We start from the raw sequence: 25,977 nt of genomic DNA, 5'->3' as shown, positions 1-25,977 counted from the left end.
CCCCCCTTTTTGCCTGCCCCCCTTTGTGAGCGAACGGCACGTTCAGTCGATCTAAGGCGCCGAAAGTACCGTTCGCTCGAAAAGGGGTGGGTACAAGAGCGGGCAAACCCGTCACCGACGGCGGCGGTAGCGGTACCGCGCACACCCGGCCATGATGGGAGAAGACAACCATTCCTCTCGTCAGGAGCGTGGCATGACTCGTCCGGTACGCATCGGTGTTCAACTCCAACCCCAGCACGCACCCGATTACGGGTTGATACGCGACGCCGTCTTGCGGTCCGAGGACGCCGGGGTGGACATCGTCTTCAACTGGGACCACTTCTACCCGTTGACCGGCGATCCCGACGGCGCCCACTTCGAATGCTGGACCATGCTCGGCGCCTGGGCCGAGCAGACCGAACGCGTCGAAATCGGCGCCCTGGTCACCGGTGGTGGCTACCGCAATCCGGATCTGCTCGCCGACATGGCGCGAACCGTCGACCACATCAGCGGTGGGCGCCTGATCCTCGGCATCGGTGCCGGCTGGTTCGAGAAGGACTACGACCAGTTCGGATACGACTTCGGCACTCCCGGTTCACGGCTGAAACTGCTGGGCGAATACCTCCCCCGCATCACGGGCCGCCTGGCGAAGGGCAACCCGCCGCCGACGCGCAACATCCCGGTCCTCATCGGCGGTGGCGGCGAGAAGAAGACCCTGCGCCTGGTCGCCGAGTACGCCGACGTCTGGCACAGCTTCGGTGACCGCGAGACACACCTGCGCAAGTCAGACATCCTCTCCGACCATTGCGCCGACGTAGGCCGGAACCCGCTGGAAGTAGAGCACTCGGTTCCGTGGCCTGGGCTCGAGAATGCTGCTGACCTGGTCGCCGACGGTGTCTCGCTCTTCACCGTCGGCGTCAGCGGACCGGACTACGACCTCACGACGCTTGCCGAGGCCATCGCTTGGCGCGACGACAACACACCGCCTGCGTTGAGCGGGCTGGCCTGAGCGGTACCAAGGACTTCGTCGTTGTCGGCGCCGAGAACGGGCGGCGCCGACGTCAGACGTGGCCTCTGGCCGGAGAAGTTGACCGGAAAGGCCACTTGCTTCAACGGTCCGAGCGTCGGATGGTCGACGGTTCCGACCATTCCGAGCGCGGCGGTGTGGGGATCGGAGTAGATCTCGTCGAGATGGCGGATCGGTGAGACCGGTACGGCGCGTTCGGCGAGAAGAGCGCACCAGTGTTCGACGGTCTCCGATGCGAAGGCGCTGGTGAGTTCTCGTTCCAGACTCTCGCGGTTCTCCACCCTGTCGCGGTTGTGGGCAAAACGCGGATCGGTGACCAGTTCACTCCTTCCGATGGCCTCGCACAGCGACGCCCACATCCCGTCGTTGCCGACAGCGACGACGAAGTACCCGTCGCTGGCAGGAAATGCTTGATACGGAGCAAGATTCGGATGACCGGAGCCCAACGCAGTCGGGCGCTCACCGGTGGCGAAGTAACTGGTCGCCCAGTTCACGTGCATCGCGAGTTGGCACTCGTACAGCGACGTGGTCACGTACTGTCCGCGTCCGGTCCGGCCTCGCTCGACCAATGCAGCCAGGACACCGACCAGTCCGAAAAGCGCTGCGCCCAAGTCTCCCAACGCAAACCCGGATTTCATCGGAGCACCACCCGGTTCACCGGTGAGCGACATGAGCCCACCCGCGGCCTGCGCGATCATGTCGTACCCCGGTTCGTCGCGCAGCGGTCCTTCTTCACCGAAGGCAGAGATGTGCAGGGTGATCAGATGCGGGTATCGCTCGGACAGTGCCTGGTAGTCGAAGATCTTCTGTAATCCGCTGCCCGGCTTGAAGTTCTCCACGACTACATCGGTCTCTTCGAGCATGCGGTGGATGATCTCCTGTCCGTCGGTGGACTTGAGGTCGATCGTGACCGACTTCTTACCGCGGTTGATGGCGAGATAGTAGGCGGCATCTACCCCGACGAAGGGAGGCCCCCACGAACGCGTGGGGTCGCCGCCTTCAGGGTGTTCGATCTTGGTGACGTCGGCACCGAGATCGGCAAGCGACATGGTTGCGTACGGCCCGGCAAGGATCTTCGACAGATCCAGAACACGGACACCGGCGAGGGGTGTGGGGCCTGTTGGAGAGTTCACCGATGACCACCTGCTACAGAGAGGAACTCGGCTACGACGTCACGTGCATCATCCAGCTCGACGTCACCGCCGTCGGTGATCACGTCGAGATTGCCGAGTGCAGCCGACGGCACCTTCCCCGCAAGACCGGCCAGGTAGGAATTAGCCACCAGCAGTGACCGGTACCCATTACCGTGTCGGATGCCGTGATCCGCAAGATCGAAAAGCAGGGTCGTCATGACGGCACGAGCGAGCTCGTCGGCATACTTTGCGCTGGCGGCCTGGGCGGCATCGTCAGATCCGGAGATCAGACGATCTCCTTCCTCTACCAGTTCCTCCCAGCGCCGCAACAGAACTCCGGCCCCGGCTTCGCAATCCGGTCCGACGGTGGACAGGATGTCCGTCATCGCTCCCGCGACCGAGCGGTGCGAGTTGAACTTGCGCAGGCACCGAAGTACGTCCAGCGCAATGACATTGCTCGAGCCCTCCCAGATCGAGCCCAAGTGGGCATCCCGCACGAGTCGCGCGTTGGCCCATTCCTCGATGTAGCCGTTTCCTCCGCGCACCTCCATGGCCTCGCCGGTGACCACCCGCGCGCGTTTGCAGACAAAGTGTTTGGCGATCGGTGTCAGTACCCTGATCAGTGCGCGCGCCTGTTCGTCGCCGCCGTCTGCTGCCTGAAGACACTGTGCGCTGTACGCGACCAGGGCTAGCGAAGCCTCGGCATCGAGTGCAAGGGGAAGAAGCGTCGCCCGCATCAGCGGCTGGTCGAAGAGCTTCTTACCGAACACGACTCGGCCCTTCGAATGTTCGACGGCTTCGCGGACTGCTCGGCGCATGAGAGCGCTCGAACGCATCGCATTGGAGAGGCGAGACGTGTTGACCATCTCCGCCATCTGGCGGAACCCTCGATCGAGTTCACCGACCTGGAGTGCGTGCGCGCGGTTCAGCGTCACCTCGCCGCTCGGCATCGAACGCGTACCCAGCTTGTCCTTGAGACGATCGATCGTGAGGTTGTTGCGCTCGCCGGATCCCACGGTCTTGGGCACCATGAACATTCCAACTCCACGCGTCGAACCATCTTGTCCGCCCGGGAATCTCGCGAGGGTGATGATCACATCGGCATCCGGGTTGGAGGCGAACCACTTCTTGCCCGTCAGAACCCATCCGTCACCGTCGCGCTCGGCGCGTGTTTCGGTGCAGGCGATGTCGGTGCCTGCCTGAATCTCGGTCATGAACATCGCACCCGTCTTCGCCTGCTCGGGGTCCGTCGACGTCAACGCGTCGATCCAGGGCGAGAACACGGCCGGATCACCGAACATACGCAGGGTCCGCGCGGCAGCATCTGTCATCGACACCGGGCAGGCCAGCCCGAACTCTGCCTGCACGAAGATGTACGACGCGAGATACTTCGCGAGTGGCGGATGCACGGAGTCCCATCCGTGCAACCCTTTTCGGTGCGACATGGCGGACAGGCCGTACTCGTTGTACGCCGCCCGGCACAGTTCCAGGTAGGCCGGGTGATAGGAAATCCGGTCGACGCGGTCACCGGCCTTGTCGAATTGCTGCAGCACCGGCGGGTTCTTGTCCGCGATGTCGGCAAGCTCGGACAAACGGCCGGCGGCATCTCGGCCCAGCCGGTCGAGCAATCCGTTCAACGTCTCTCGGTCCGCCCCGGCGGTCCATCTGTCCACTACCGCTGTCAGAGCGGGGTCGGTGTGTGCAAAGTTCATCAGTGGTCAACGCCTTTCAGGGTGGAAACATCGGTCATGTTCGAGGAGCTCGTCGAATCCGGCCCTTGCGCGTGCAGCGCACTCCTGCGCAACAAAGCCGTCATACAGACAAGGGAGAGAACGACATACACGAGCCCTAGAGCGACGACCGGCCAGATCGAGTTGGTTCGCGTCAGCAGATACTGGCTGACCATCGGGGCCGTTCCGGCAAATACGGCTGTCGACAATTGGTACGACAGAGAGATGCCGGTATACCGAACATTGGTGGGGAAAACCTGCGCCAGGATGCCGGCCAACGCGGCGTAATACATTGCGTGAGGCGCCGTCGCGAGGACCATACCCAGAATCGCCAAGGGCACGGAGCCCGTCTGAACCAGCACGAACATCAGTGGTAGGAGCACGATCTCCGGAAGCAGCATCCAACGGACCGCTTTCGACGGATCGATCCGCGTGGCCAGCACAGCACCGAAAGGCTGTACGAGCGCCTGGGCTACCAGTGCCACGGTGATCACGAGGAGAAAGTCACTGCGCTCGAAGCCGAGATCCGTTGTCGCCCAGGAGAGCGCAAAGGTTGTCTTGACGTACGTGATGGCAACACCGGCAACCACAGCGCCGACGCCGAGAGCAAGTTCGACGGGATGCGAACGCAACACTTCGACCAGCGGCATCCGTGTACGTTCCTGTGCCGCAACAGCCTTCTTCATCTCGGGTGTCTCGGAGATGTGCAACCTGATGTAGAGAGCGACGATCACCAAAGCTGCGGATCCGAGGAACGGCAGACGCCAACCCCACGACTCGAACACGGAATCCGACATCAACGTCAGGCCGAGGAAGGCCAGCGTCGCGAGCAGGTTGCCGACCGGTGAACCCTGCTGCGCAAACGCACCGTAGAGCACCTTTTTCTTCGGGGGAGCGAACTCGGTGGCGATCAATACGGCGCCACCCCATTCGCCGCCCATGGCAATGCCCTGGAGAACACGCAGTGCCACAAGCAGTATCGGTGCCCAGATCCCGATCTGGGAGTACGTAGGGAGGAGACCGACACCGACAGTTCCCAACCCCATGAGCGCGAGGGTGATGATCACGGCGTTCTTGCGACCGAACTTGTCTCCGAAATGACCGAACACCACTCCGCCGACAGGACGAGCCACGAATCCCACGGCAAAAGTCGCGAAGGCTGCGAGTGTTCCCACCGCCGGCGACGCATCCGGGAAGAACAGCGGGCCGAGCACCAAGGCAGATGCGGTTCCGTAGATGTAGAAGTCGAACCACTCGATAGTCGTTCCGACAAACGCCGTGATTCCGGCCTTGCGTGCCTGTTTGGTGTTGTATTCAGGCGGATTGGTGTCTTGACCTGGGTGTTGATCCACGGTTCTCCCTGATTCTCGCGTCGGGCATCACCAAGGGATGCAATGTGAGGCGTGAATCACTATCGTCCGAAATCCATGTAGAGTCCAAGACTTAGTTCGACACATTTTTGTGGAAGAACCACATAATGAAACCCGGGAGGAGCGACATGGAATTGCGTCAGCTGCGCGCGTTTCTCGCAGTCGCCGACGAACTTCATTTCGGCCGGGCCGCCGAGCGACTCCACATCGGGCAGTCCCCGCTCAGCCAGACCATTCGGGCGCTCGAGCGCGAACTCGGCACCGACCTGTTTGTCCGGACCACCAGATCAGTGCAATTGACCGCAGCCGGCGAAGCCTTGGTCACGCCCGCACGAATCACCGAAGCGCAGATCGCCGTCGTACGAGATATCGCATCAGCGGCGTCAACCGGGGAAACAGGCCGTGTCACGGTGGGTTTCGGCGGAACGGGCGGCTACACGGTGCTGTCGGCCCTCACACGATCGCTGGCCGACTCCCATCCGGGAATCGAACTGGACCTACGGCCGCAGATGTACTCGGGTGAGGTGCTCGACGCTCTCCGACGCGGAACACTCGACATGGGCATAGTCGGCCTGCCCATTCCGCGCGGATTCGAGACTCACACTGTGCGCGAGGAAACCTTGATGGTCGCGGTCCCGGCCAGGCATCACCTCAGTACCAGGGACTCGGTGTCACCGGAAGACCTGGCAACCGAGCGATTCGTGATGTATCCCGCCGAGCACGGCTCGGTGGTGCGCGATGCGACGTTGTCCGTCTGCGCCACAGCAGGTTTCACGCCCACCGTCGCGCACGAAGCCCCCGATCCGTACAGCCTGTTGGCCATGGTCGGAGCGGGGGTCGGGATCGCCGTCGTCGTGGAGTCGACGGCGCATCTGTCCATGGACGGGGTCGTGTACCTGCCGATCGCCGGGGCCACGCCCACGCTGAAAATCGCGATGGCATGGCGACCCAACAATCCGACACCAGCAGTACACACCGTCACCAGGGTACTGAGGGAGCAGCCTTAGGCTCTCGCGATAATTCCCGCGAAATCTGTTCCCACAGGCAGAGTTCCGTACTCGTGACCACGGTCGGCGCCGAGGCGAGCGGCAATGAACGCATCGGACGAGGCGGCCGGGGAGTGGCGCACCATGAGCGAAGCCTGCAGCGCCAACGCCATAGCCTCGACGACGGTCCGAGCGCGGAACTGAGCGTCGGCGGGTGCCATCGTGGCGAGCTCACCGAGTTGGCGTCGTACCCGATCGAGGTGCTGATCGAGGACCGGGTTGTTGCCGCGAGCGAGGTTGACCTCGTGGTCGAAGGCGGCAACGGAATCGGGTTCACGGGTCATGGCGCGCAAGACATCGAGTGCGATGACGTTGCCCGACCCCTCCCACACGGCCATGACGGGCTGCTCACGGTAGCGACGGGCAAGCGGGAAGTCCTCGGTGTAACCGTTACCGCCCAGGCATTCGAGTGCCTCGTAGGAGTGGTGCGGGCCGCGCTTGCAGATCCAGTACTTCGCAACAGCCGTCGCGAGTCGGCGGAACGCCTTTTCCTGCTCGTCCGCGTCCTCGTCCTGCGCGCGAGCCAATCGCAGTGCGGTGATGGTGGCGGCTTCGGATTCGAGAGCCAGATCGGCAAGCACCGAGGTCATCGCCGGCTGATCTGCCAGGACGGCACCGAAAGCGCTGCGGTGCCGTGCATGCCACACCGCTTCGGCGACCGACTGACGCATACCTGCCGTGCTGCCGAGGATGCAGTCGAGTCGCGTCTGGGACACCATTTCGATGATGGTCCGCACGCCACGACCCGGTTCGCCGATCATGGTGCCGACGGTGCCGTCGAGTTCGATCTCGGACGACGCGTTGGACTTGTTGCCCAGCTTGTTCTTCAGACGCTGGATGCGGAAGATGTTGCGTGTGCCGTCGGGCAGGATGCGGGGGAGAAGGAAGCAGGAAAGTCCCTCACCGGCTGCACCTTCGGCCTGAGCAAGAACCAGGAACGCGTCGGACATCGGCGCGGAGCAGAACCACTTGTGTCCGGTGAGCAGGTAGTCCGCACCCGGGCCGCCACGTCCGGCCGGCTTGGCGATGGTCGTGTTGGCTCGCACGTCGGAGCCGCCCTGCTTTTCCGTCATGGACATTCCGAATATCGCGGATGCCTTTCCGGGAGCATCCAACTCGGGGGTGTAACTCCGAGAAAGGGCTCGCGGCGTCCAGAGAGCGGCCACGTCCGGTTGCAGCTCGAGCGAGGGGATCACGGCGTGCGTCATGGAGATTGGGCACGCGTGGCCCGGTTCGACCTGGGAGAAGAGCATGAATGCCGCGGCCCGAGCCACGTTGGCACCCGGCTTGGGGTCAGCCCAGGCAGAGGTGTGCGCACCGTGCGCTACGGCAGCAGAGATGATCCGGTGATACGACGGATGGTATTCGACCTCGTCGATGCGGTTTCCCCAGCGATCGAAGGTCTTCAATTCGGGGATCACCGTGTTGGCCAGCTCGGCGTCGTGCTGGAATCCAGCACTGCCGACCAGTTCACCGATGTCGGTGAGTTCACTGGTGGCCCAATCCGCGTCGTGGCGCGCGACCCCTTCGGCCAGGACCGTATCGAGCAGGAACTCGTTGACGTCCGTGCGCGGTACCGACTGGTTGAGCACTGCATGGGTGCGATGCGGAGCCGGGTGGGTGACGGTCTTCTCGGAAATATCAGTCATGACAGGCCTTTCAGCTCGCTGCGCGGATGAGGTGCTTCTGGATCTTGCCGGTCGGTGTACGCGGAAGAATGGTCGCGAACACCACTTCACGCGGAATCTTGTAGCGCGCCAACTTGTCCGAGAGGTAGTCCTTGATGTCGTCGGCGCTGATGACATCCGGTTCACGCCAGACGACGTGTGCGACGACGGTCTCGCCCCATTCTTCGTTGGGTCTTCCGACAACGGCGACGTCGACGACGTCCGGGTGGCCGGAGATCACGTCCTCGACCTCCTTGGAGTAGACGTTCTCACCGCCCGTGATGATCATGTCCTTCGCGCGGTCGACGATGAAGAGGTAACCGTCCGCATCCTTGCGCGCCAGATCGCCGGTGCGATACCAACCTCCGTCGGCAAAAGCAGCCTTCGTGGCAGCGGGGTCGTCGAGGTACCCCTGCATGACGGTGTCGGCGCGCAGCCAGATCTCACCGATCTGATCGGGCTCCGCGTCGGTGCCGTCATCGGCAACCAGGCGCAGGTCGACGCCGGCCAGCGCGACGCGGCCGATCGAGCCCGCCTTGCTCAACTGCTCCTCGGGGTACAGCACAGTGCCCACCGGCCCGGTCTCGGTCATGCCGTAGACCTGCCGGAATTCGGTGGTGCCGTACGACTCCACCAGTCGCCGAGCGACATCCGCGCCGATCGGTCCGCCGCCGTACAACCACGCACGAACGCTACCGAGGTTGTAGTCGGCAAAGTTCGGCACGAGGTTGAGTGCAGTGGTGTAGATGACCGGCGGGCCGAAGCAGAGGGTAATACGTTGTTCCTGAACAGTTTCCAGGAATTTGACGGGATGGTACTCGCGCAGCAGCACGACGGTTCCGCCCATGTAGAGCGTGGACATGAACCAGTTGTTGAGCGGGGAAGCGTGCCAGATCGGGACGGCCATGAGCAGGCGCTCGTCCCGAGTCGTCGACACGGCGAGGGCCGCGGTGACGGCAACACCGACGACGTTGCGGTGGCTGTGGACGCATCCCTTGGGCGAGCCGGTAGTCCCCGAGGTGTAGAGGATTTCAGCCGGATCGTTCTCGTCGATGTCGATACCGTCAACGCCCTCTTGGCGGGTGATGGCGTCGTCGAAGAAGTCGAAACCGTCTGCGACAGAGTCCGTGCTGATCAGCTTGGCCGTTGTCTCCAGTCGACCGACAACCGGCGCCAACTCACCGTCGAAGACGCACACCGACACCTTCGCGTGTCCCAGCACGTAGGCAACTTCCGGAGTCTGCATCTTGTGGTTGATGGGGACCACGACGGCGCCCAAGCGCCAGGCACCGAGCATCGCGTACACGAATCCCGGAGTGTTGTAACACATCAGCGCGACGCGGTCGCCCGGCTGCACGCCCAGCGACTGCAAATAGCCTGCGGCGCGTCGACTTCCGTCCTGAACCTGGGAGTACGTGTGATCGTGACCGTCGAATATCAGGAAGGGTTTGTCCGGGGTCTTGGTGACGTTGCTGTCGAATACGCGAACGATGTTCATCGAAGTCCTTGTCGGAGAATCACGCTCGAAGAGAGTTCATTCCATCGAGCTGTTGAGTACGGCGTCGGGTATCTGGAGAGTGGCGAAGATGACGGCGACCGCCTCCTCGAGGGAGTAACCGAAGCTCTCGCCGGTGGCAGTTTTCTGAATGACGAGGCCGAAGATCGCAGACCAGAAGGCCTTGGATTCGACGTCGATGCCCGCGCGCAGCTGCCAGCCGGTGCGGATCAAGGTACGGAGGAGGGCTGTTTCACCCGAGGAATGCAGAGTGCGAAGCGTCTCGGAGATCAGATCGCGGAGTTCACCACGGCGACCCGTCATCATCATCGCTTCCACGAACAGTTCGACACTGGGAGCGCCCGAGCCGAGGAGTGATCCGACCAGCTTCTCGGTGTAGTCACCCACGGTGTCGGCGTCGGCGGCGTCGACCTCGGCACGCTTGCCTGCGCGCAGAACGGCTGCACACGCCACCTCGACGAAGAGCTTCTCTTTTGAGCCGTAGTAGTAGGTCACCTGGTTTGGATGGGCGCCGGCGGCGGTGCAGATCTGCGCGATGGACACGCTGTCGCCATGTTCGAGGAAGAGCTCGGTTGCAGCGTTGAACAGTGCCATGCGCGTCTGCTTGCCCGACTCACGCGTCGCGCGCGCTGCGGGAACTGACTCGGTGACCATCACGAACTCCTACTTGTTTGTATGACAAACAATAACTCGGCGTTGTTTGTATGGCAAACAATTTCTCCCGACGTGATGACATGTCGACTCCTATCGACATGTCCGATGTGCGGGATTACTCTCTGAACATCGAGCACCCGAGAACTTCGGCTTTTCTGCGAGGAGGCGCCCTGCAATGCTCGCGCGATCCGGCTTCTCCCTGCCCACACGCACGACTCTCACGGGCGACTGGGCAGATTTATTGCGTGAGCATTTTGTCGCGCTCGACGTATCCGATATCGAAGACGGCGATGGATTCAGCGGGGCCGTGCACTCGGCCCAACTCGCACACGTTCGGGTGTCCGCAGTTCAATCGATGGAACAACGAATAGTCCGTAGCAGCAGCCTGATCAAGAGTGACGGTGCGGACTATCTGCAAATTGGCATGATCCGCCGCGGTAGCGCGGTAGTGCGGCAAGACGACCGCGAATGCGTCCTGCGACGTGGCGACTACGTCCTGTACGACACCACGCGCCCCTTCGATTGGCAGATCGAGGGACACGCACACGACGGCATCTGGGGACTCGAGGTGTTCACCTGGCCACGGTCATACCTGTCCCTCAGCGACGCGGAGGTCACGAGCTTGACAGCCATTGCCTTCGACGGACACGCGGGCCTGAGTGGCCTGCTGGGTCGCTTTCTTCACGATCTTGCCTCCGTCCGCATGACGTCCGACGCGAGCGGAGACGAGGAGGAAGTCGTCAACGAGATCGGCAGCCTGGTCAAGTCGGTTCTTCACGCAACCGCGCGTCCGATCGTCTCCCGGCGAACTGGCCTGTACGAATCCGCTCTGTCGGCCATAGACGCCCGCCTCGCTGACCCGGCCCTGTCTCCGGTGGACATCGCGGGATCAGTCAAAGTCTCCATTCGCCAGTTGCACCGAGCCTTCGCCGAACACGGCACAACGGTGTCGCGTTCGATTCGCAGCCGTCGACTCGACGGTTGCCGTCGTGAGATCGTGCAACGCCACGGCGTAGAGCGGTCGCTGACCCAGATTTCTCACCGCTGGGGATTCACCGACCTGGCCGCCTTCAGTCGCGCATTCAAGGCGGAGTTCGGGATCAGCCCGCGGCAATACCGGTCGCAAGCAGTGGCCCCCACAAGCACTGCCCGCTGATCTGTAACATCCTCGGACACTTACCCATTCAACATGATGTTCAAAACGTTCTGTCGCCGACGCCTATCCACAATTCTCGGCGCGGTAGGCCAAGTATCGGGCGCTGACGGCCAAGTTTGCTCGGCCTCGCGGGCGTAGATTTTCGGCACGGCGTTGCCAAGTGCCAGGCACCCGATCCGACCACCTACATCACAGGGAGCACTCATGGAATCTGCAATCGGTGAACATCTTCAATGCCCGCGCACGCTGACCAGGCGCGTTCCGGATACCTATTCGCCACCATTTCCCATGTGGGTCGGGCGTGCGGACGACACATTGCACCAGGTCGCGATGGGCTATCTCGGCGTGCAGTTCCGCGGCGAGGATCAGCGCTCGGCTGCACTGCAGTCCATGCGGGATATTGTCGCCGGCTTCGACTTGCCGGACGGACCGGCACATCACGATCTCACTCACCATGTCGACAACCAGGGCTACGAGAATCTGATCGTGGTCGGGTACTGGAAAGATGTTTCATCCCAACATCGTTGGAGCACATCAGCTCCGGTGGCCTCCTGGTGGGAGTCCGAGGACCGCTTGTCCGACGGATTGGGGTTCTTCCGGGAGATCGTGGCACCGAGAGCCGAACAATTCGAGACGCTCTACGCGTTCCAGGACGATCTCCCCGGAGTGGGAGCCGTCATGGACGGTGTCAGCGGCGAGATCAACGAGCACGGCTACTGGGGTTCGATGCGCGAGCGCTTTCCGATCTCTCAGACCGACTGGATGCAGGCCTCGGGCGAACTACGGGTCGTCGCCGGTGACCCCGTCGCAGGTGGACGCGTAGTAGTGCGGGGGCACGACAACATCGCACTGATCAGATCCGGGCAGGACTGGGCCGACGCGGAAGCAGACGAGCGCAGCCTCTACCTCGACGAAATCCTGCCCACTCTTCAATCGGGCATGGACTTCCTCCGCGACAACGGCCCGGCCGTCGGGTGCTACAGCAACCGTTTCGTACGCAATATCGACATCGACGGAAACTTCCTCGACCTGAGCTACAACATCGGTCACTGGGCCTCACTCGACCAACTCGAGCGGTGGTCGGAATCCCACCCGACCCATCTGCGGATCTTCACGACGTTCTTCCGGGTCGCCGAGGGCCTGTCGAAATTACGTCTCTACCATGAGGTCTCGGTATTCGATGCCGCCGATCAGCTGTACGAGTACATCAACTGCCATCCCGGGACCGGGATGCTGCGCGACGCGGTGACCACCGCCGCGCACTGACCGAAGCCGCCGGAAAACTTCGGCCACGTTCTTTCCCTCGGAGGCAACTCGAGATATGTTGACGAGTGTCGACATATCTCAGTAGAGGCCATCGAGGAAGCGCGGACAGCACACAGTGACTACTCAACGAAACGAAGAGTTGGCGTTTGCTGTGCTGGCCGACCAGGTGCGCCGACAGATTCTCGACACTCTGGCTACCCACGGCGAATGCAACGCAGGCTTCATCAGCGATCAAATTTCGACGGTCGGTCGCACCACGGTATCCACACATCTCAAGGCGCTGCGGCTGTCCGGAGTTATCGTCGAACGCCGTCAAGGACGTCATCGCTTGTTTTCGATCGATCCGTCTGGGCCCGCCAACGATGCACTCCAGTTCCTGCGCGACGTCCTCGGGCGAGCGCTGGAAGCGGGTTCGAATACCTCCGAGTTGCCGACCACGGCGACTGAGGATTCCGACGCGGCTTCGGTGCGTCGCCGGGCTTGAGGCCCTGTTTGAGCCCCAGCATCTATTTCAGGCAGGAAGTAGAACGTGCCAGGTCTCTCCGTAACGGCACAGATCGTGACGACGGACCCACCAGGGTCAGCCTTCGAGCGCTTCGAAACGGGGCAACTGCTCGAACTCGAATGTGAGCAACTGACGGTCGGGGCCGCCGTCGCCATCTCCCTTCCCGTCGGCGACGGCGCACGCGCAGATGTAGCCGGAATGCCGATCACTCTGTTGGGGTACGTCGCCGGCGTGAAGCGGGGCCGATCGGTCGTAATCGTGCACCACCAACCGTGGCGCGGCCGTCTGACGATCCGGTTCTTTCCCGACGGCACCGGCACCCGACTCGTTCTCGAGTCCAGCCTCGATCAGGACGGCATTTCCTGGCTTGCCAACAAGCGCGGATTCGCTCCACCCGAACCTCCGCGCTCCGACCGACATCGGATCGGACTGCTGGTCAGCAAATCCGGCTCGGCGGCTGTATTCGCCCAGGCCACAGAAACACTCGCTGCCCTGGCGGTGGAAGAGATCAATGCCGACGGCGGTGTCGGCGGCGTTCTCGTCGACTTGGTGATCGGCGATGACGCTTCCGACTCGGCGGCCGGAGCGGCGACCGCACTGCGATTGGCGAAAAGCGGATGTCGCGCCATTTTTGCGTGCGTGACGTCGTCGACCTTCAATGCCGCCGCATCTGCGTTGCAAAACACCGGTGTGTTGTTGGTGCACACAGTTCTCAACGAAGGAGGTCGATCGCGTCCGGGGATCCTTCGATTGGGTGAGCGGCCACTAGACCAGACGCGAGCTGGCATACCCGCAATGATGTCCGAGACCGGTTCTCGCACTTGGTTCCTGGTCGGTCAGCAGTATTCGTGGTCGTTCGGAGCACATTGGGCGGCCCGGCGTGTGATCGCCGAATCCACAGGTTCGGTGGCCGGCGAAGTCTACGTACCGTTGGGAACAACCGACTTCTCACGGATCATCGAGTCGATAGTCGACTCCGGGGCCGAACTGATTCTTTCCACCCTGGTGGGCCATGACGAGGTCTTCTTCGAACGGCAATGCGCCCAGCACGGACTGCGGGCCACCACGCGGACGTTTGCGCTGGTCCTCGACGAGGCCACTCAGCAGCTCATCGGCAATTCCGATGCCGACGGAGTCTGGGCGGCATTCGGCTACTTTCAATCCGCAGCCGGCGAGCACGACCTCGAAAAGCGATACAGCGCAAGCTCGAACGAACTCCTGCCTCCGCTCAGTTCCCTGTCGGAGACAACGTACGAAGCGATCGTCGCTTACGCACGCGCAGTCGAACGAACGTCGGCGGGCGATCCGGAAACAGTACTTCGGCAGCTTGTCACAACGTCGAAAAGCTCGACGGACACCGGCGTTCCACTGCATCGGCCGATTCTGATCGCTGAATCACGCCATGGGCGTCTGTACCCCCGCTCTCTCTGAGCGCCCGTAACCCGAACTTAACGAGTCAATATGTCGATACCTATTGACGCAATTATGGATCTGGCCCTAGCCTGAAAGACAAGTGAAGCCGATCACATCAGGAGCACACTTCTCATGGCGACAATCCGACCTGACGACAATGCAATAGACACCGCTGCAAGGCATTACGGCATCACTCTCGACCAATCAGCCCGGCTCGAGTGGCCGGCACTGATCGACGGAGCACTGGGCTCCTACGACGTCGTCGACCAGTTGTACGCCGACGAGGCAACCCCGCCGACCACGTCACGCGAGCACGCCGTGCCAACTGCGAACGAAAACCCCTTGAGCGCTTGGTATGTGACCACAAGCATCCCGCCGACGTCGGACGGCGTCCTGACCGGCCGACGCGTGGCGATCAAGGACAACGTGACCGTGGCCGGAGTTCCGATGATGAACGGATCTCGGACGGTAGAGGGATTCACTCCGTCTCGCGACGCAACTGTGGTCACTCGACTACTGGCGGCCGGTGCAACCGTCGCAGGCAAAGCTGTGTGTGAGGACCTGTGTTTCTCCGGTTCGAGCTTCACACCGGCAAGCGGACCGGTCCGCAATCCATGGGACCCACAGCGTGAAGCAGGTGGATCATCCGGTGGCAGTGCAGCTCTCGTTGCAAACGGTGACGTCGATTTTGCCATCGGCGGGGATCAAGGCGGATCGATCCGGATCCCGGCGGCATTCTGCGGCGTCGTCGGACACAAGCCGACGTTCGGGCTCGTCCCGTATACCGGCGCATTTCCCATCGAGCGGACAATCGACCATCTCGGCCCGATCACACGCACGGTCCACGATGCCGCACTGATGCTCTCGGTCATCGCCGGTCGCGACGGTAACGACCCACGCCAAGCCGACAGCGTCGAAGCAGGTGACTATCTGTCCACCCTCGACTCCGATGTGGATGGTCTGCGAATCGGGATCGTTCGAGAAGGTTTCGGGCACGCGGTCTCACAGCCCGAGGTCGACGACGCAGTCCGCGCAGCGGCACACAGTCTGACCGAAATCGGTTGCACGGTAGAGGAAGTAAACATCCCGTGGCACCTGCATGCTTTCCACATCTGGAACGTGATCGCCACGGACGGTGGTGCCTACCAGATGTTGGACGGCAACGGATACGGCATGAACGCCGAAGGTTTGTACGATCCGGAACTGATGGCACACTTTGCTTCTCGACGCATTCAGCACGCCGACGCTCTGTCCGAAACCGTCAAACTAGTGGCCCTGACCGGCCACCACGGCATCACCACCCTCGGCGGCGCGAGCTACGGCAAAGCCCGGAACCTCGTACCGCTCGCCCGCGCCGCCTACGACACTGCCTTGAGACAATTCGACGTCCTGGTGATGCCCACACTGCCCTACGTCGCATCCGAATTGCCGGCGAAGGACGTGGATCGTGCAACCTTCATCACGAAGGCTCTCGGGATGATCGCCAACACGGCACCATTCGACGTGACCGGACATCCGTCCCTGTCCGTTCCGGCCGGCCTGGTAAACGGGCTTCCGGTCGGAATGATGATCACCGGCAAGACCTTCGACGATGCGACGGTCCTCCAGGTCGGGCGCGCATTCGAAATGCTTCGCGGCGCGTTTCCGGCTCCTGCCGACCACATCTCCGACTCCGCACCACAACTCAGCCTCACCTAGTCCTGTATCCGCACTTGCACAACAAATTCCACCGATTCACACATGATCAGCCCGCATAGAAAAGGTGAACCAGATGTCAGTAACGATCGACCACACAACGGAGAACGCCGCACCGGCCCAGGCGCCGGTCTCCGATCGCGCGTGGGCCCTGTTCCGCGCACTCGACGGTAAGGGATTGGTACCCGACGGTTACGTCGAGGGATGGAAGAAGACCTTCGAGGAAGACTTCAGTCCAAGGCGCGGAGCGGAATTGGTCGCGCGGGCTTGGACCGACCCCGATTTCCGGCAGCTGCTTCTCACCGACGGTACCGCCGCGGTTGCCCAGTACGGATATCTGGGCCCCCAGGGCGAATACATCGTGGCAGTCGAAGACACCCCGACCCTCAAGAACGTGATCGTGTGCTCGCTGTGTTCATGCACCGCGTGGCCCATCCTCGGTCTGCCGCCGACCTGGTACAAGAGTTTCGAATACCGTGCACGCGTGGTCCGCGAGCCACGGAAGGTTCTCTCCGAGATGGGAACCGAGATCGCGTCGGACGTCGAGATCCGCGTCTACGACACCACCGCCGAAACTCGGTACATGGTCCTACCGCAACGTCCCGCAGGCACCGAAGGCTGGAGCCAGGAACAACTGCAGGAAATCGTCACCAAGGACTGCCTGATCGGCGTCGCAGTCCCGCAGGTCACCACCGTCTGACCACCCCGACAAGAAAGAAGCACACCATGGATGGAGTACACGATCTTGCCGGAGTTCAAGGCTTCGGCAAAGTCCCGCATACCGTCAACGCCGACATCGGCCCCACCTTCCACGCCGAGTGGGAGCACCTGCCGTATAGCCTGATGTTCGCCGGTGTCGCCGAACTCGGGGCCTTCAGCGTCGACGAAGTTCGATACGTCGTCGAGCGGATGGAGCCCCGCCACTACATGATGACCCCGTACTACGAGCGGTACGTCATCGGCGTCGCGGCACTGATGGTCGAAAAGGGAATCCTGACGCAGGAGGAGCTCGAAAGCCTTGCAGGAGGACCGTTCCCACTCTCACGGCCCAGCGAATCCGAAGGCCGACCGGCTCGCATCGACACAACCACCTTCGAGGTCGGTCAGCGAGTACGTGTGCGAGACGAATACGTTCCCGGGCATATTCGAATGCCTGCTTACTGCCGAGGACGGGTGGGGACCATCGCTCACCGGACCACCGAGAAGTGGCCGTTCCCCGACGCAATCGGTCACGGCCGCAACGACGCCGGCGAAGAACCCACCTACCACGTGACGTTCGCTGCGGAGGAATTGTTCGGCAGCGACACCGACGGCGGAAGCGTCGTTGTCGACCTCTTCGAGGGTTACCTCGAGCCTGCGGCCTGATCTTCCAGCATTCCAGGCGGCGGTCACGCGATCGCAGCGGTTCGCGTGACCGCCGCCTGATCACAACGATTCACTCATTCGGAAGGACACTGGAAATCATGGTCGACACACGACTTCCGGTCACGGTGCTGTCAGGTTTCCTGGGCGCCGGGAAGACGACGCTACTCAACGAGATCCTGCGCAATCGGGAGGGCCGCCGGGTTGCGGTGATCGTCAACGACATGAGCGAAATCAACATCGACAGTGCAGAAGTCGAGCGTGAGATCTCGCTCAGTCGCTCCGAGGAGAAACTGGTCGAGATGACCAATGGCTGCATCTGCTGCACTCTGCGAGAGGATCTTCTTTCCGAGATAAGCGCCTTGGCCGCCGATGGCCGATTCGACTACCTTCTCATCGAATCTTCGGGCATCTCCGAACCGCTGCCCGTCGCGGAGACGTTCACCTTCATCGATACCGACGGCCATGCCCTGGCCGACGTCGCCCGACTCGACACCATGGTCACAGTCGTCGACGGCAACAGTTTTCTGCGCGACTACACGGCTGGGGGTCGCGTCGAAGCCGATGCCCCGGAAGATGAACGAGACATCGCGGATCTGCTTGTCGATCAGATCGAATTTGCCGATGTCATCCTGGTGAGCAAGGCCGATCTCGTCTCGCACCAGCACCTGATCGAATTGACCGCGGTCCTACGATCTTTGAACGCAACTGCTGCGATAGTTCCGATGGCTCTCGGCCGTATCCCACTCGACACGATTCTCGATACCGGCTTGTTCTCGCTCGAGAAAGCTGCTCAGGCCCCTGGATGGCTACAAGAACTCCAAGGTGAACACACCCCCGAAACCGAGGAGTACGGAATCGGTTCGGTGGTGTACCGCGAGCGCGCGCCCTTCCACCCACAACGCCTGCATGATTTCCTGAGCAGCGAGTGGACCAACGGAAAGTTACTTCGGGCCAAGGGCTACTACTGGAATGCCGGCCGGTTCACCGAGATCGGGAGTATTTCTCAGGCCGGTCATCTCATTCGCCACGGATACGTCGGCCGTTGGTGGAAGTTTCTACCCCGTGACGAGTGGCCGGCCGACGACTACCGTCGCGACGGAATCCTCGACAAGTGGGAAGAACCTGTCGGTGACTGCCGACAAGAACTCGTCTTCATCGGCCAATCCATCGACCCGTCTCGACTGCACCGAGAACTCGACGCGTGTCTACTCACCACAGCCGAGATCGAACTCGGGCCAGACGTGTGGACCACCTGGAGCGACCCCCTGGGCGTCGGCTAAACCGACCAGACCGTTTGATATTGGTCCGATTTGCCGTAAGTTGTGCGCAATGGGGCTATCACGCAACCGAACTCGGGCGTTGTTGATCGTCGCGGCAATCGCAGCCGGGACCGCTGCCGCGGCGACGCCGGCGAAGGCCACCTGGACAACCGCGCCGATGTGCGGCGATTGGCAGGTCGAGACCGTAGCCCAGGGGTTGGAACAGCTCGAAAACCTCGAGACCGATGACAACGGCGGGTTCTACCTCTCCGGCGAGTCGAAGATCTATCACGTCGACGCCGAAGGACAGGTACGAACCGTCCTCGACGGCATGGCTGCTCCTGGCGGTTTGCAGCTCGACGGTTCGAGGCTGTCCTTCCTCACCAGACAGGACGGCAAGCTGTGGCAACTGGACACCACGACGGATCAGCTGTCCGCGCCCGCCGACTTCGCGGGCAACGGCTTGCTCCGCCTACCTGACGGCGATCTTCTGACGACGTGGGTCGGAACGGAGGGCGGCCAGTCGAAGGGCGTGTCGCGCTATCAACATGACTCCCGAACCGTCGTACCCAATTGGGCCGCAGTGCCACGTTCGGAGGGGCTCGCGCTCAGTCCGGATCATCGAGCCGTGTACACCGATGATCTGTTCACAGGTCAGATCATTCGAGTCCCTGTGGATACCCCTGATGCGTGGGCCGTTGTCGCAACCGTCCCGAGCCCGGTACCCGGTCTCGACGATCTGACCATGTCGCGGGATGGGATGCTCTACGTCGCTGCTCACCTCGAGGGCGCGATCTATCGTGTAGATCCCGAGACCGGGAAGTCCTGCGTCGTCGCTTCGGGTCTGTCGGGTGGGTGGACCGGGCCGAGTTCAGTGCGTATCGGCCGGGACGGCGACGGCCGGGCGCTCTACGTCACCGGCTTCGACGGGACACTGCGCCGCCTGGTACCTCCGGCGGGCGTCGAACTCGCACCGGTTCGGTAACTCCGTTCTCTTCGAGACGGGATTCTCCGACCTGGCGATACTTAAAATCACGCTGATTTGAAGGCATGCCCGCAGCGCAGCGGCCGCTTGTCCGAAAACTGTCAACAGTTCTACACGGAGAAATGGCTACCCTTAGGTTTACGCTGCTCGCATGTTTTCTTCCGTCGCAGCGAAGATCCGCCTGGTGGTGGCACTGCTCCTCACTGCCCTCCTGGCGTTGACTCTGTCATCGTGCTCGAGTGGCTCGGATTCGTCGGCAGCCCCCACAGACCTGTGTGCACCTCCAGGAGTGGGAGCCGCAACCGCGGCGCCCACCAATCTGGATGCGGCAGCGGGTGCGGGCGCCGAAGACCGCTACACCACGGCCACCGTCACCCCGGTCGATCGGATCGACACCTCGAAGCTGAACTTGATCAAACCCGGGGTCATCACGGTCGGCACGCTCGGTGACGCGCCCCCGAGCATCTGCGTCAACTCCGAGAATCAGTACACCGGATACGACAACGAGCTGCTGAAGGCCGTCGCGGACAAGCTGGGCCTGAAGGTCGAGTTCGTCGGCACCGAGTTCGCCGGGCTTCTCGCCCAGGTTGCCGGTCGACGCTTCGACGTCGGCTCGTCGTCCATCACCACCACAGACGACCGTCGCAACACCGTCGGCTTCACCAACGGCTACGACTTCGGATACTTCTCCCTCGTCGTGCCTAACGGCAGCCCGATCACCGGCTTCGGAGACCTGGACGCATCAAAGCGCATCGGCGTCGTGCAGGGAACCGTGCAGGACGACTACGTCGTGAACACTCTCAAGCTCGATCCCGTGAAGTTTCCCGACTACGCCACGGCGTACGCGAACCTCAAATCCGGACAGATCGACGCCTGGGTAGCTCCGTCTCAGCAGGCCGAAGGCGCAATCGCTCCCGGTGACCCGACCTCGATCATCCAGAACACCTTCTCGGTCAACAACTTCGTCGGCTGGGCGGTGAACAAGGAAAACCAGCCGCTGATCGACGCCCTCAACTCCGGCCTCGACGCAGTCATCGACGACGGAACCTGGTCTCAGCTGTACGCCGACTGGGTACCGCGCCAACTCCCTGAAGGCTGGAAGCCCGGATCCAAGGCCGCGGCCACTCCGGAACTGCCCGACTTCGCAGCCATTGCCGCGGAAAACGCAGCAAACGGTGACGGTGGCGATACTGCGTCGTACCAACCGAAGTCGACGCTCGAACAGCTCAAGGACACGTTCTTCGACTGGGATCTGTACAAGAAGGCATTCCCCGATCTCCTCAAGACCGGTCTTCCCAACACCCTGATCCTTGCGCTCGCGTCTGGCATCATCGGCACGGTCCTCGGCATGCTGCTCGCTGTCGCCGGTATCTCGCGCACCCGTTGGCTGCGCTGGCCCGCCCGCGTCTACACCGACATCTTCCGTGGCCTGCCCGCCGTCGTCATCATCTTGATCATCGGGCTCGGCGTCGGACCGATCGTCAAGGGAATCACCGGCAGCAATCCGTACTGGCTCGGTGTCGCGGCGCTGTCACTGCTCGCGTCGGCGTACATCGGTGAGATCTTCAGATCCGGTATCCAGAGCGTCGAGTCCGGGCAGCTCGAGGCTTCACGCGCCCTCGGCTTCAGCTACCGCAAGTCCATGTCGCTTGTCGTCATCCCGCAGGGTGTACGACGCGTTCTGCCGGCGTTGATGAACCAGTTCATCTCGCTGATCAAGGACTCGTCGCTGATCTACTTCCTCGGTCTCCTCGTCACCCAGCGGGAACTCTTTGCCGTCGGACGTGATCTCAACGCCCAGACCGGCAGCCTGTCCCCGCTCGTTGCGGCAGGCTTGTTCTACCTTGCTCTGACCATCCCGCTGACGCACCTCGTCAACTACATCGACAACCGGCTCCGGACCGGACGCGCCGACACTTCAGGCACGTTGGATCCGCTCGAGCAGGCCATCGTCGTGGAAAGGGGCTGAGGACATGACCACCAGCTCTGAACTGAAGTCCGTATCGCTCACCGGCAAGGACCTGCATCTGTCCTTCGGCACAAACAAGGTGCTTCGCGGCGTCAACCTGCACGTCGACGCCGGAAACACCGTCACCGTCATCGGGCCCTCCGGTTCGGGCAAGTCGACGCTCCTGCGCGTGCTGAACCGTCTGCACGAGCCTGAGCAGGGTGACGTGCTGCTCGACGGGAAGTCCGTCCTGAAGGACAATCCCGACGAGCTTCGCCAGCGAATCGGCATGGTGTTCCAGCACTTCAACCTGTTCCCACACAAGACCGTCGCCGAGAACATCGCGCTCGGGCCGAACAAGCTCAAGGGGTTGTCCAAGGAACAAGCTCGGGCGCTCGCGCTCGAGCAGCTGGATCTGGTGGGGCTCAAGGAGAAGGCGGACTCGCGGCCCGGCAACCTTTCCGGTGGTCAGCAGCAGCGCGTCGCCATTGCCCGCGCCTTGGCGATGAAGCCCGAGGTCATGTTCTTCGACGAGGCGACGTCAGCTCTCGACCCCGAACTGGTCAAGGGCGTTCTGGCGTTGATGGCCGATCTCGCGAAGTCCGGTATGACCATGGTCGTCGTGACGCACGAAATGGGCTTCGCGCGTTCCGTTTCCGACAAGGTGCTCTTCATGGACCGCGGCGCCGTTGTCGAAACCGGTACTCCGGAACAGCTTTTCGACGATCCCGAGACCGATCGACTGCAGGCGTTCCTGTCACAGGTTCTCTGACCCAGGACGCTTCAGAGATCGACGGGCGTTGATCCTCGACGCCTGAAGCATCAGATGGTCACGTTCGGCGAGGTTGGATGCCTTGTGCGCTGCATCGGCATACAACCTCGCCGCCGTCTCCAGGTCTCCGTCGCGTTCACGGAGATAGGCCTCGACTGCGGCATGGCGCGGAAGTGAATCGTCCAGCGCTGCAAGAGCTGCCAAGCCGGCGCGTGGCCCGTCCGCCTCGCCGACCGCCACCGCTCGGTTGAGCCGGACGATCGGGCTGTCGGTCAGGGCTGCGAGTTCGTCGTACCACTCCACGATCTGCACCCAATCGGTCTCGTCTGCTGTGAGAGCGTCGGCATGAAGTGCCGCAATCGCGGCCTGGGCTTGGAACTCGCCCAGTCGGTCGCGAGCGAGGGCTCCCTGAAGGATCACGACCCCTTCCGCGATCGTCTCGGTGTCCCACCGTCCGCGGTCCTGCTCGGCAAGCGGAACCAGGCTGCCGTCTGCGGCAGTGCGCGCGGCGCGGCGAGCGTGATGAAGCAGCATCAGAGCGAGCAACCCCGCCACCTCGGGATGATCGATCGCAGCGGCGAGCTGCCGGGTGAGCCTGATGGCCTCGGCAGCCAGGTCGACGTCGCCGGAGTACCCCTCGTTGAAGACCAGATAAAGGACACGTAGAACGGTGGCGACATCGCCGGGTTGCTCGAACCGGACGCCGGAGACCGTGCGCTTGGCTCGGCTGATGCGCTGAGCCATCGTCGCCTCAGGCACCAGGTAGGCCTGCGCAATCTGGCGAGTGGTCAGCCCGCCGACAGCGCGCAGCGTGAGTGCAACGGCGGACGACGGCGTCAACGACGGGTGAGCGCACAGAAAGTAGAGCTGGAGTGTGTCGTCCACGCCCGGCACCGACCCGCTGACCGGCCGCTCGCCTGGCTGCTCGTCAACCAGAACCTCCCGCTTGCGACGAGCCGCATCCGACCGGATCCCGTCGAGGAACCGCCGCCAGGCCACTGTGACCAGCCAGCCCTTGGGGTCCCGCGGCGGGTTGTCCGGCCAGGCCCTCACCGCCTCGAGCAGAGCGTCTTGCACGGCGTCCTCGGCCGACGCGAAATCTGCTCCGCGGCGGACGAGGATGCCGAGCACGCTCGGAGTCAGACGTCGAAGCAGCGCGTCGTCCATGAGAGTCGTCAGTCCGTGATGGTCGGCGGCTCGGTCAGGAACGGGCGCAGTTCGAGCCATTCGTGAATCGGCTTCCCGCCTGCGCCGGGCGCGGCCGAGAGCTCCCCGGCCAATTCGACGGCTCGGTCGTAGTTGTCGACGTCGATCACCATCCAGCCGGCAATGAGGTCCTTGGTTTCCGCGAACGGGCCGTCGGTGACCGGCGGGCGACCCTCACCGTCGTACCGGACAAAGGTGCCCTCAGGAGCGAGAGCCTGACCGTCGACGAACTCGCCCGCCTTCTCGAGCCGATCCGCGAAGTCCTGCATGTACTTCACGTGGGCCGTGATCTCTTCCGGTGTCCACTGGTCCATCGGCACGTCGTTGACTGCAGCCGGAGCGCCGCGGTAGTGCTTGAGCAGCAAGTACTTGGCCATCGTGAATCTCCTCTGTGTCGGTGCCACCCATTCTGGTCGCACGTCACTACAGGGACGAAGCAAGTCGGGGATTCTCGACATCGCAGGGCCTTCGGCCCTGTGCGCCTTTTTGGTAGTGCCCGCAACCAGAAAGGCGCACGGGAGGCCCTAAATCCACCCCTGCCGGCGGGCGATCACTGCAGCTTCGTGCCGATTGGCCGCACCGAGTTTGGTGACAGCTGACGACAAATAGTTTCGGGTGGTACCCGCAGACAGGTGTGCCCGGGAAGCGATCTGCTCGATGGATGCCCCGTCGGCCGCGTATTCGAGTACGTCCGCCTCGCGCGGAGTAAGCGGTGAGTCGCCGGCGCCGATCGCCTCGGCAGCCAACGACGGGTCGACGTACCTCCCACCGGCATGGACGCTGCGGACCACCTCGGCGAGCGTCGCCGCAGGCGTCGTCTTCGGTAGAAATCCGCGGACACCTGCTGACAGTGCCTTCTTCAAGTACCCAGGACGCCCGTGGCTCGTCACGATGATCGAGACGCACCCCGAGACCGTCTGCGCAATCTGTTGCGCCGTCTCGATGCCGTCGATACCCGCCATCTGAAGGTCGAGCACGGCTACGTGAGGTTGATGCTTTGCAGCAGCGATCACGGCATCCTCGCCGGATTCGGCTTCTGCCACGACAACGATGTCGTCCTCGAGCGACAACATCATGGCCAGAGCCGAGCGGATCAGGTTCTCGTCGTCGGCCAGCAGTACCTTGATCGGCTCGGTCACCGAGACTCCTTCGTTCGGGACGGAAAGTGGGCGGTGAGGGTGAAGCGATCTTCGTCCTGCACGGTTTCGACAGTTCCTCCGACGGCGCCGACGCGCTCGCGTAAGCCGTTCAGGCCGGTTCCGTTGTTCGGCTCTGCGATCCGTGCGCCGTCGTTGGCAATCACGACGCCGTCCGCGGACACCTCGATGCTGCAATTCTCGGCACTGGAGTGCCGGAGAATGTTGGTCACGCCTTCACGGACGACCCACGCGGCGGCCTCGGCCAGTTCCACCGGCAGTTGATCTGCCGATCCACGTATCGCGGTGGAGATTCCGGCGGCCTCGAGCAGAGACTGCGCACCAGCCAACTCGGACGCCAAGGCGATGGACCGGTATCCCCGAACCAACTCGCGCGCTTCGTCGAGAGAATCTTGCGCAAGTTCGCGCACTTCGTCCATCTGCGCGGCTGCACGATCGTCGCCGCGTCGTGAAAGTGTCGCTGCTAGTTCGCTTTTCACCGCAATTGCAGACAGTGCCCGCCCGACGACGTCATGGAGATCGCGTGAAAATCGCAACCGCTCCTCGGCGACGGACAGGGCAGCGGCAGCTCCGCGAGCCTCGTCCAATTCGGTGACCATGCGAAGCAGCCACACCGACATGTAGACGGTCAGCCCCATGAAGGCGGCGACGATTCCGACGGACACGCCGCTTTCCGGACCCGCAAGCAGTCCCAATACGACCCCGGCAGCCACCGAGCCCACGATCAGCCAGCGCAACGACGTCAACCCTGCAAGGGGCACGACAAGGATTGCCGCGAGCCAGAAGTACGGGCCGTTCTCGGCATTGCTTCCCAAGGCGATTCCCGCCGAGCAGAACGCCGACAACGTCATCACGGCAAGAGGAATCTGGACGGGCTTGGCCACGACTCCACCCAGATCTGGCATCCGAGACACGGCGATGACGCACGCAACGGCACTGATCCCGAGGAAGACACCCGACAGGTACCGATCCGCAACGATCTCGGTGACCGCACCGAAGCCACCGAAAACCACTGCGACCATGATGAACGATTGCCGCGTGTAGAGGCGAACCTTGTCGACGTTCGACGCGGTTCGCCACGTCCGTCTCGGATTCCAGCGTCCGAAGTTCTGCGCGATCATGCCCACT

The 25,977-nt window shown here is 62.6% G+C and carries 23 protein-coding genes; 13 read left to right on the top strand and 10 right to left on the bottom strand.

All coding sequences use genetic code 11. The features are described from left to right. Positions 1-193: 193 nt before the first annotated feature. Positions 194-988 (top strand): LLM class F420-dependent oxidoreductase, encoded by a 795-nt coding sequence (locus EEB12_RS15795; protein WP_029537273.1) that lies wholly within the window; start codon positions 194-196, stop codon positions 986-988. On the opposite strand, the gene EEB12_RS15790 is transcribed toward EEB12_RS15795, so the two are convergent. The 3 genes from EEB12_RS15790 to EEB12_RS15780 are packed head-to-tail and all read right to left on the bottom strand — an operon-like array spanning position 910 to position 5,221. After that, positions 910-2,139, bottom strand: a complete 1,230-nt coding sequence (locus tag EEB12_RS15790) for a CaiB/BaiF CoA transferase family protein (RefSeq protein WP_141488094.1) — start codon at positions 2,137-2,139, stop codon at positions 910-912. The genes EEB12_RS15795 and EEB12_RS15790 overlap by 79 nt on opposite strands. Continuing rightward, on the bottom strand, positions 2,136-3,851 hold the full coding sequence (locus EEB12_RS15785) for an acyl-CoA dehydrogenase family protein (RefSeq protein WP_141488093.1): 1,716 nt from the start codon (positions 3,849-3,851) through the stop codon (positions 2,136-2,138). The genes EEB12_RS15790 and EEB12_RS15785 overlap by 4 nt, the downstream gene beginning before the upstream one ends. After that, complete coding sequence (locus EEB12_RS15780; RefSeq protein WP_021346126.1) at positions 3,851-5,221, bottom strand: MFS transporter; 1,371 nt, start codon at positions 5,219-5,221, stop codon at positions 3,851-3,853. The genes EEB12_RS15785 and EEB12_RS15780 overlap by 1 nt, the downstream gene beginning before the upstream one ends. 146 nt (positions 5,222-5,367) lie before the next feature. On the opposite strand from EEB12_RS15780, the gene EEB12_RS15775 reads away from it, so the two are divergent. Beyond that, the gene (locus tag EEB12_RS15775; RefSeq protein ID WP_141488092.1) at positions 5,368-6,246 is read left to right on the top strand and encodes a LysR family transcriptional regulator; all 879 of its coding nucleotides are present in this window, start codon (positions 5,368-5,370) and stop codon (positions 6,244-6,246) included. Here the strand turns inward: EEB12_RS15775 and EEB12_RS15770 are convergent. Genes EEB12_RS15770 through EEB12_RS15760 form a run of 3 tightly spaced genes read right to left on the bottom strand, consistent with a single transcriptional unit; the run spans position 6,243 to position 10,122 of the window. Then, complete coding sequence (locus EEB12_RS15770) at positions 6,243-7,934, bottom strand: acyl-CoA dehydrogenase family protein (protein ID WP_141488091.1); 1,692 nt, start codon at positions 7,932-7,934, stop codon at positions 6,243-6,245. The two genes, EEB12_RS15775 and EEB12_RS15770, sit on opposite strands and share 4 nt — an antisense overlap. A gap of 10 nt (positions 7,935-7,944) precedes the next feature. Next, complete coding sequence (locus tag EEB12_RS15765; RefSeq protein ID WP_141488090.1) at positions 7,945-9,450, bottom strand: class I adenylate-forming enzyme family protein; 1,506 nt, start codon at positions 9,448-9,450, stop codon at positions 7,945-7,947. A gap of 36 nt (positions 9,451-9,486) precedes the next feature. Then, positions 9,487-10,122 (bottom strand): TetR/AcrR family transcriptional regulator C-terminal domain-containing protein, encoded by a 636-nt coding sequence (locus tag EEB12_RS15760; protein ID WP_007735239.1) that lies wholly within the window; start codon positions 10,120-10,122, stop codon positions 9,487-9,489. 175 nt (positions 10,123-10,297) lie between these two features. Here EEB12_RS15760 and EEB12_RS15755 point away from each other — a divergent pair, with 175 nt between their 5' ends. From EEB12_RS15755 to EEB12_RS15705, 11 genes are all read left to right on the top strand, one after another. Then, the gene (locus EEB12_RS15755; protein ID WP_020909771.1) at positions 10,298-11,278 is read left to right on the top strand and encodes a helix-turn-helix domain-containing protein; all 981 of its coding nucleotides are present in this window, start codon (positions 10,298-10,300) and stop codon (positions 11,276-11,278) included. Between the two features lie 204 nt (positions 11,279-11,482). Further along, a complete protein-coding gene (locus tag EEB12_RS15750; RefSeq protein ID WP_141488089.1) occupies positions 11,483-12,544 on the top strand; it encodes a phenylacetaldoxime dehydratase family protein in 1,062 nt (353 codons plus the stop codon). A 115-nt stretch (positions 12,545-12,659) separates the two neighbouring features. Continuing rightward, positions 12,660-13,028 (top strand): ArsR/SmtB family transcription factor, encoded by a 369-nt coding sequence (locus EEB12_RS15745; protein WP_019746129.1) that lies wholly within the window; start codon positions 12,660-12,662, stop codon positions 13,026-13,028. 45 nt (positions 13,029-13,073) lie between these two features. Continuing rightward, the gene (locus EEB12_RS15740) at positions 13,074-14,480 is read left to right on the top strand and encodes a substrate-binding protein (RefSeq protein ID WP_141488088.1); all 1,407 of its coding nucleotides are present in this window, start codon (positions 13,074-13,076) and stop codon (positions 14,478-14,480) included. Positions 14,481-14,594: 114 nt separating this feature from the next. After that, on the top strand, positions 14,595-16,160 hold the full coding sequence (locus EEB12_RS15735; RefSeq protein ID WP_141488087.1) for an amidase: 1,566 nt from the start codon (positions 14,595-14,597) through the stop codon (positions 16,158-16,160). Between the two features lie 73 nt (positions 16,161-16,233). Continuing rightward, on the top strand, positions 16,234-16,857 hold the full coding sequence (gene nthA, locus EEB12_RS15730) for a nitrile hydratase subunit alpha (protein WP_029256769.1): 624 nt from the start codon (positions 16,234-16,236) through the stop codon (positions 16,855-16,857). Between the two features lie 26 nt (positions 16,858-16,883). After that, positions 16,884-17,522: a nitrile hydratase subunit beta gene (gene nthB, locus EEB12_RS15725; RefSeq protein ID WP_019746133.1), complete on the top strand. Its 639-nt coding sequence runs from the start codon at positions 16,884-16,886 to the stop codon at positions 17,520-17,522. A gap of 98 nt (positions 17,523-17,620) precedes the next feature. Then, positions 17,621-18,802 carry a zinc metallochaperone GTPase ZigA gene (gene zigA / locus EEB12_RS15720; protein ID WP_141488086.1) on the top strand — a complete coding sequence of 394 codons (1,182 nt, stop codon included), beginning with the start codon at positions 17,621-17,623 and terminating at the stop codon, positions 18,800-18,802. A 49-nt stretch (positions 18,803-18,851) separates the two neighbouring features. Further along, positions 18,852-19,766: an SMP-30/gluconolactonase/LRE family protein gene (locus tag EEB12_RS15715; protein ID WP_141488085.1), complete on the top strand. Its 915-nt coding sequence runs from the start codon at positions 18,852-18,854 to the stop codon at positions 19,764-19,766. A gap of 151 nt (positions 19,767-19,917) precedes the next feature. After that, entirely contained in the window at positions 19,918-21,735 is a 1,818-nt protein-coding gene (locus EEB12_RS15710) for an ABC transporter substrate-binding protein/permease (RefSeq protein WP_021346139.1), read from the top strand. A gap of 4 nt (positions 21,736-21,739) precedes the next feature. Further along, a complete protein-coding gene (locus EEB12_RS15705; protein WP_020909781.1) occupies positions 21,740-22,486 on the top strand; it encodes an amino acid ABC transporter ATP-binding protein in 747 nt (248 codons plus the stop codon). On the opposite strand, the gene EEB12_RS15700 is transcribed toward EEB12_RS15705, so the two are convergent. From EEB12_RS15700 to EEB12_RS15685, 4 genes are all read right to left on the bottom strand, one after another. After that, positions 22,472-23,653, bottom strand: a complete 1,182-nt coding sequence (locus EEB12_RS15700; RefSeq protein ID WP_141488683.1) for an RNA polymerase sigma factor — start codon at positions 23,651-23,653, stop codon at positions 22,472-22,474. The genes EEB12_RS15705 and EEB12_RS15700 overlap by 15 nt on opposite strands. Before the next feature lie 8 nt (positions 23,654-23,661). Continuing rightward, positions 23,662-24,069: a YciI family protein gene (locus EEB12_RS15695; RefSeq protein ID WP_021346141.1), complete on the bottom strand. Its 408-nt coding sequence runs from the start codon at positions 24,067-24,069 to the stop codon at positions 23,662-23,664. Positions 24,070-24,216: 147 nt separating this feature from the next. Then, on the bottom strand, positions 24,217-24,831 hold the full coding sequence (locus tag EEB12_RS15690; protein ID WP_019746140.1) for a response regulator transcription factor: 615 nt from the start codon (positions 24,829-24,831) through the stop codon (positions 24,217-24,219). After that, positions 24,828-25,970, bottom strand: a complete 1,143-nt coding sequence (locus EEB12_RS15685; protein ID WP_029256773.1) for a sensor histidine kinase — start codon at positions 25,968-25,970, stop codon at positions 24,828-24,830. The genes EEB12_RS15690 and EEB12_RS15685 overlap by 4 nt, the downstream gene beginning before the upstream one ends. Positions 25,971-25,977: the final 7 nt, after the last annotated feature.

Source organism: Rhodococcus sp. WS1 (genome assembly GCF_003797745.1).
GTDB lineage: Bacteria > Actinomycetota > Actinomycetes > Mycobacteriales > Mycobacteriaceae > Rhodococcus_F > Rhodococcus_F erythropolis.
This window is presented reverse-complemented; position numbering and strand designations above follow the sequence as displayed.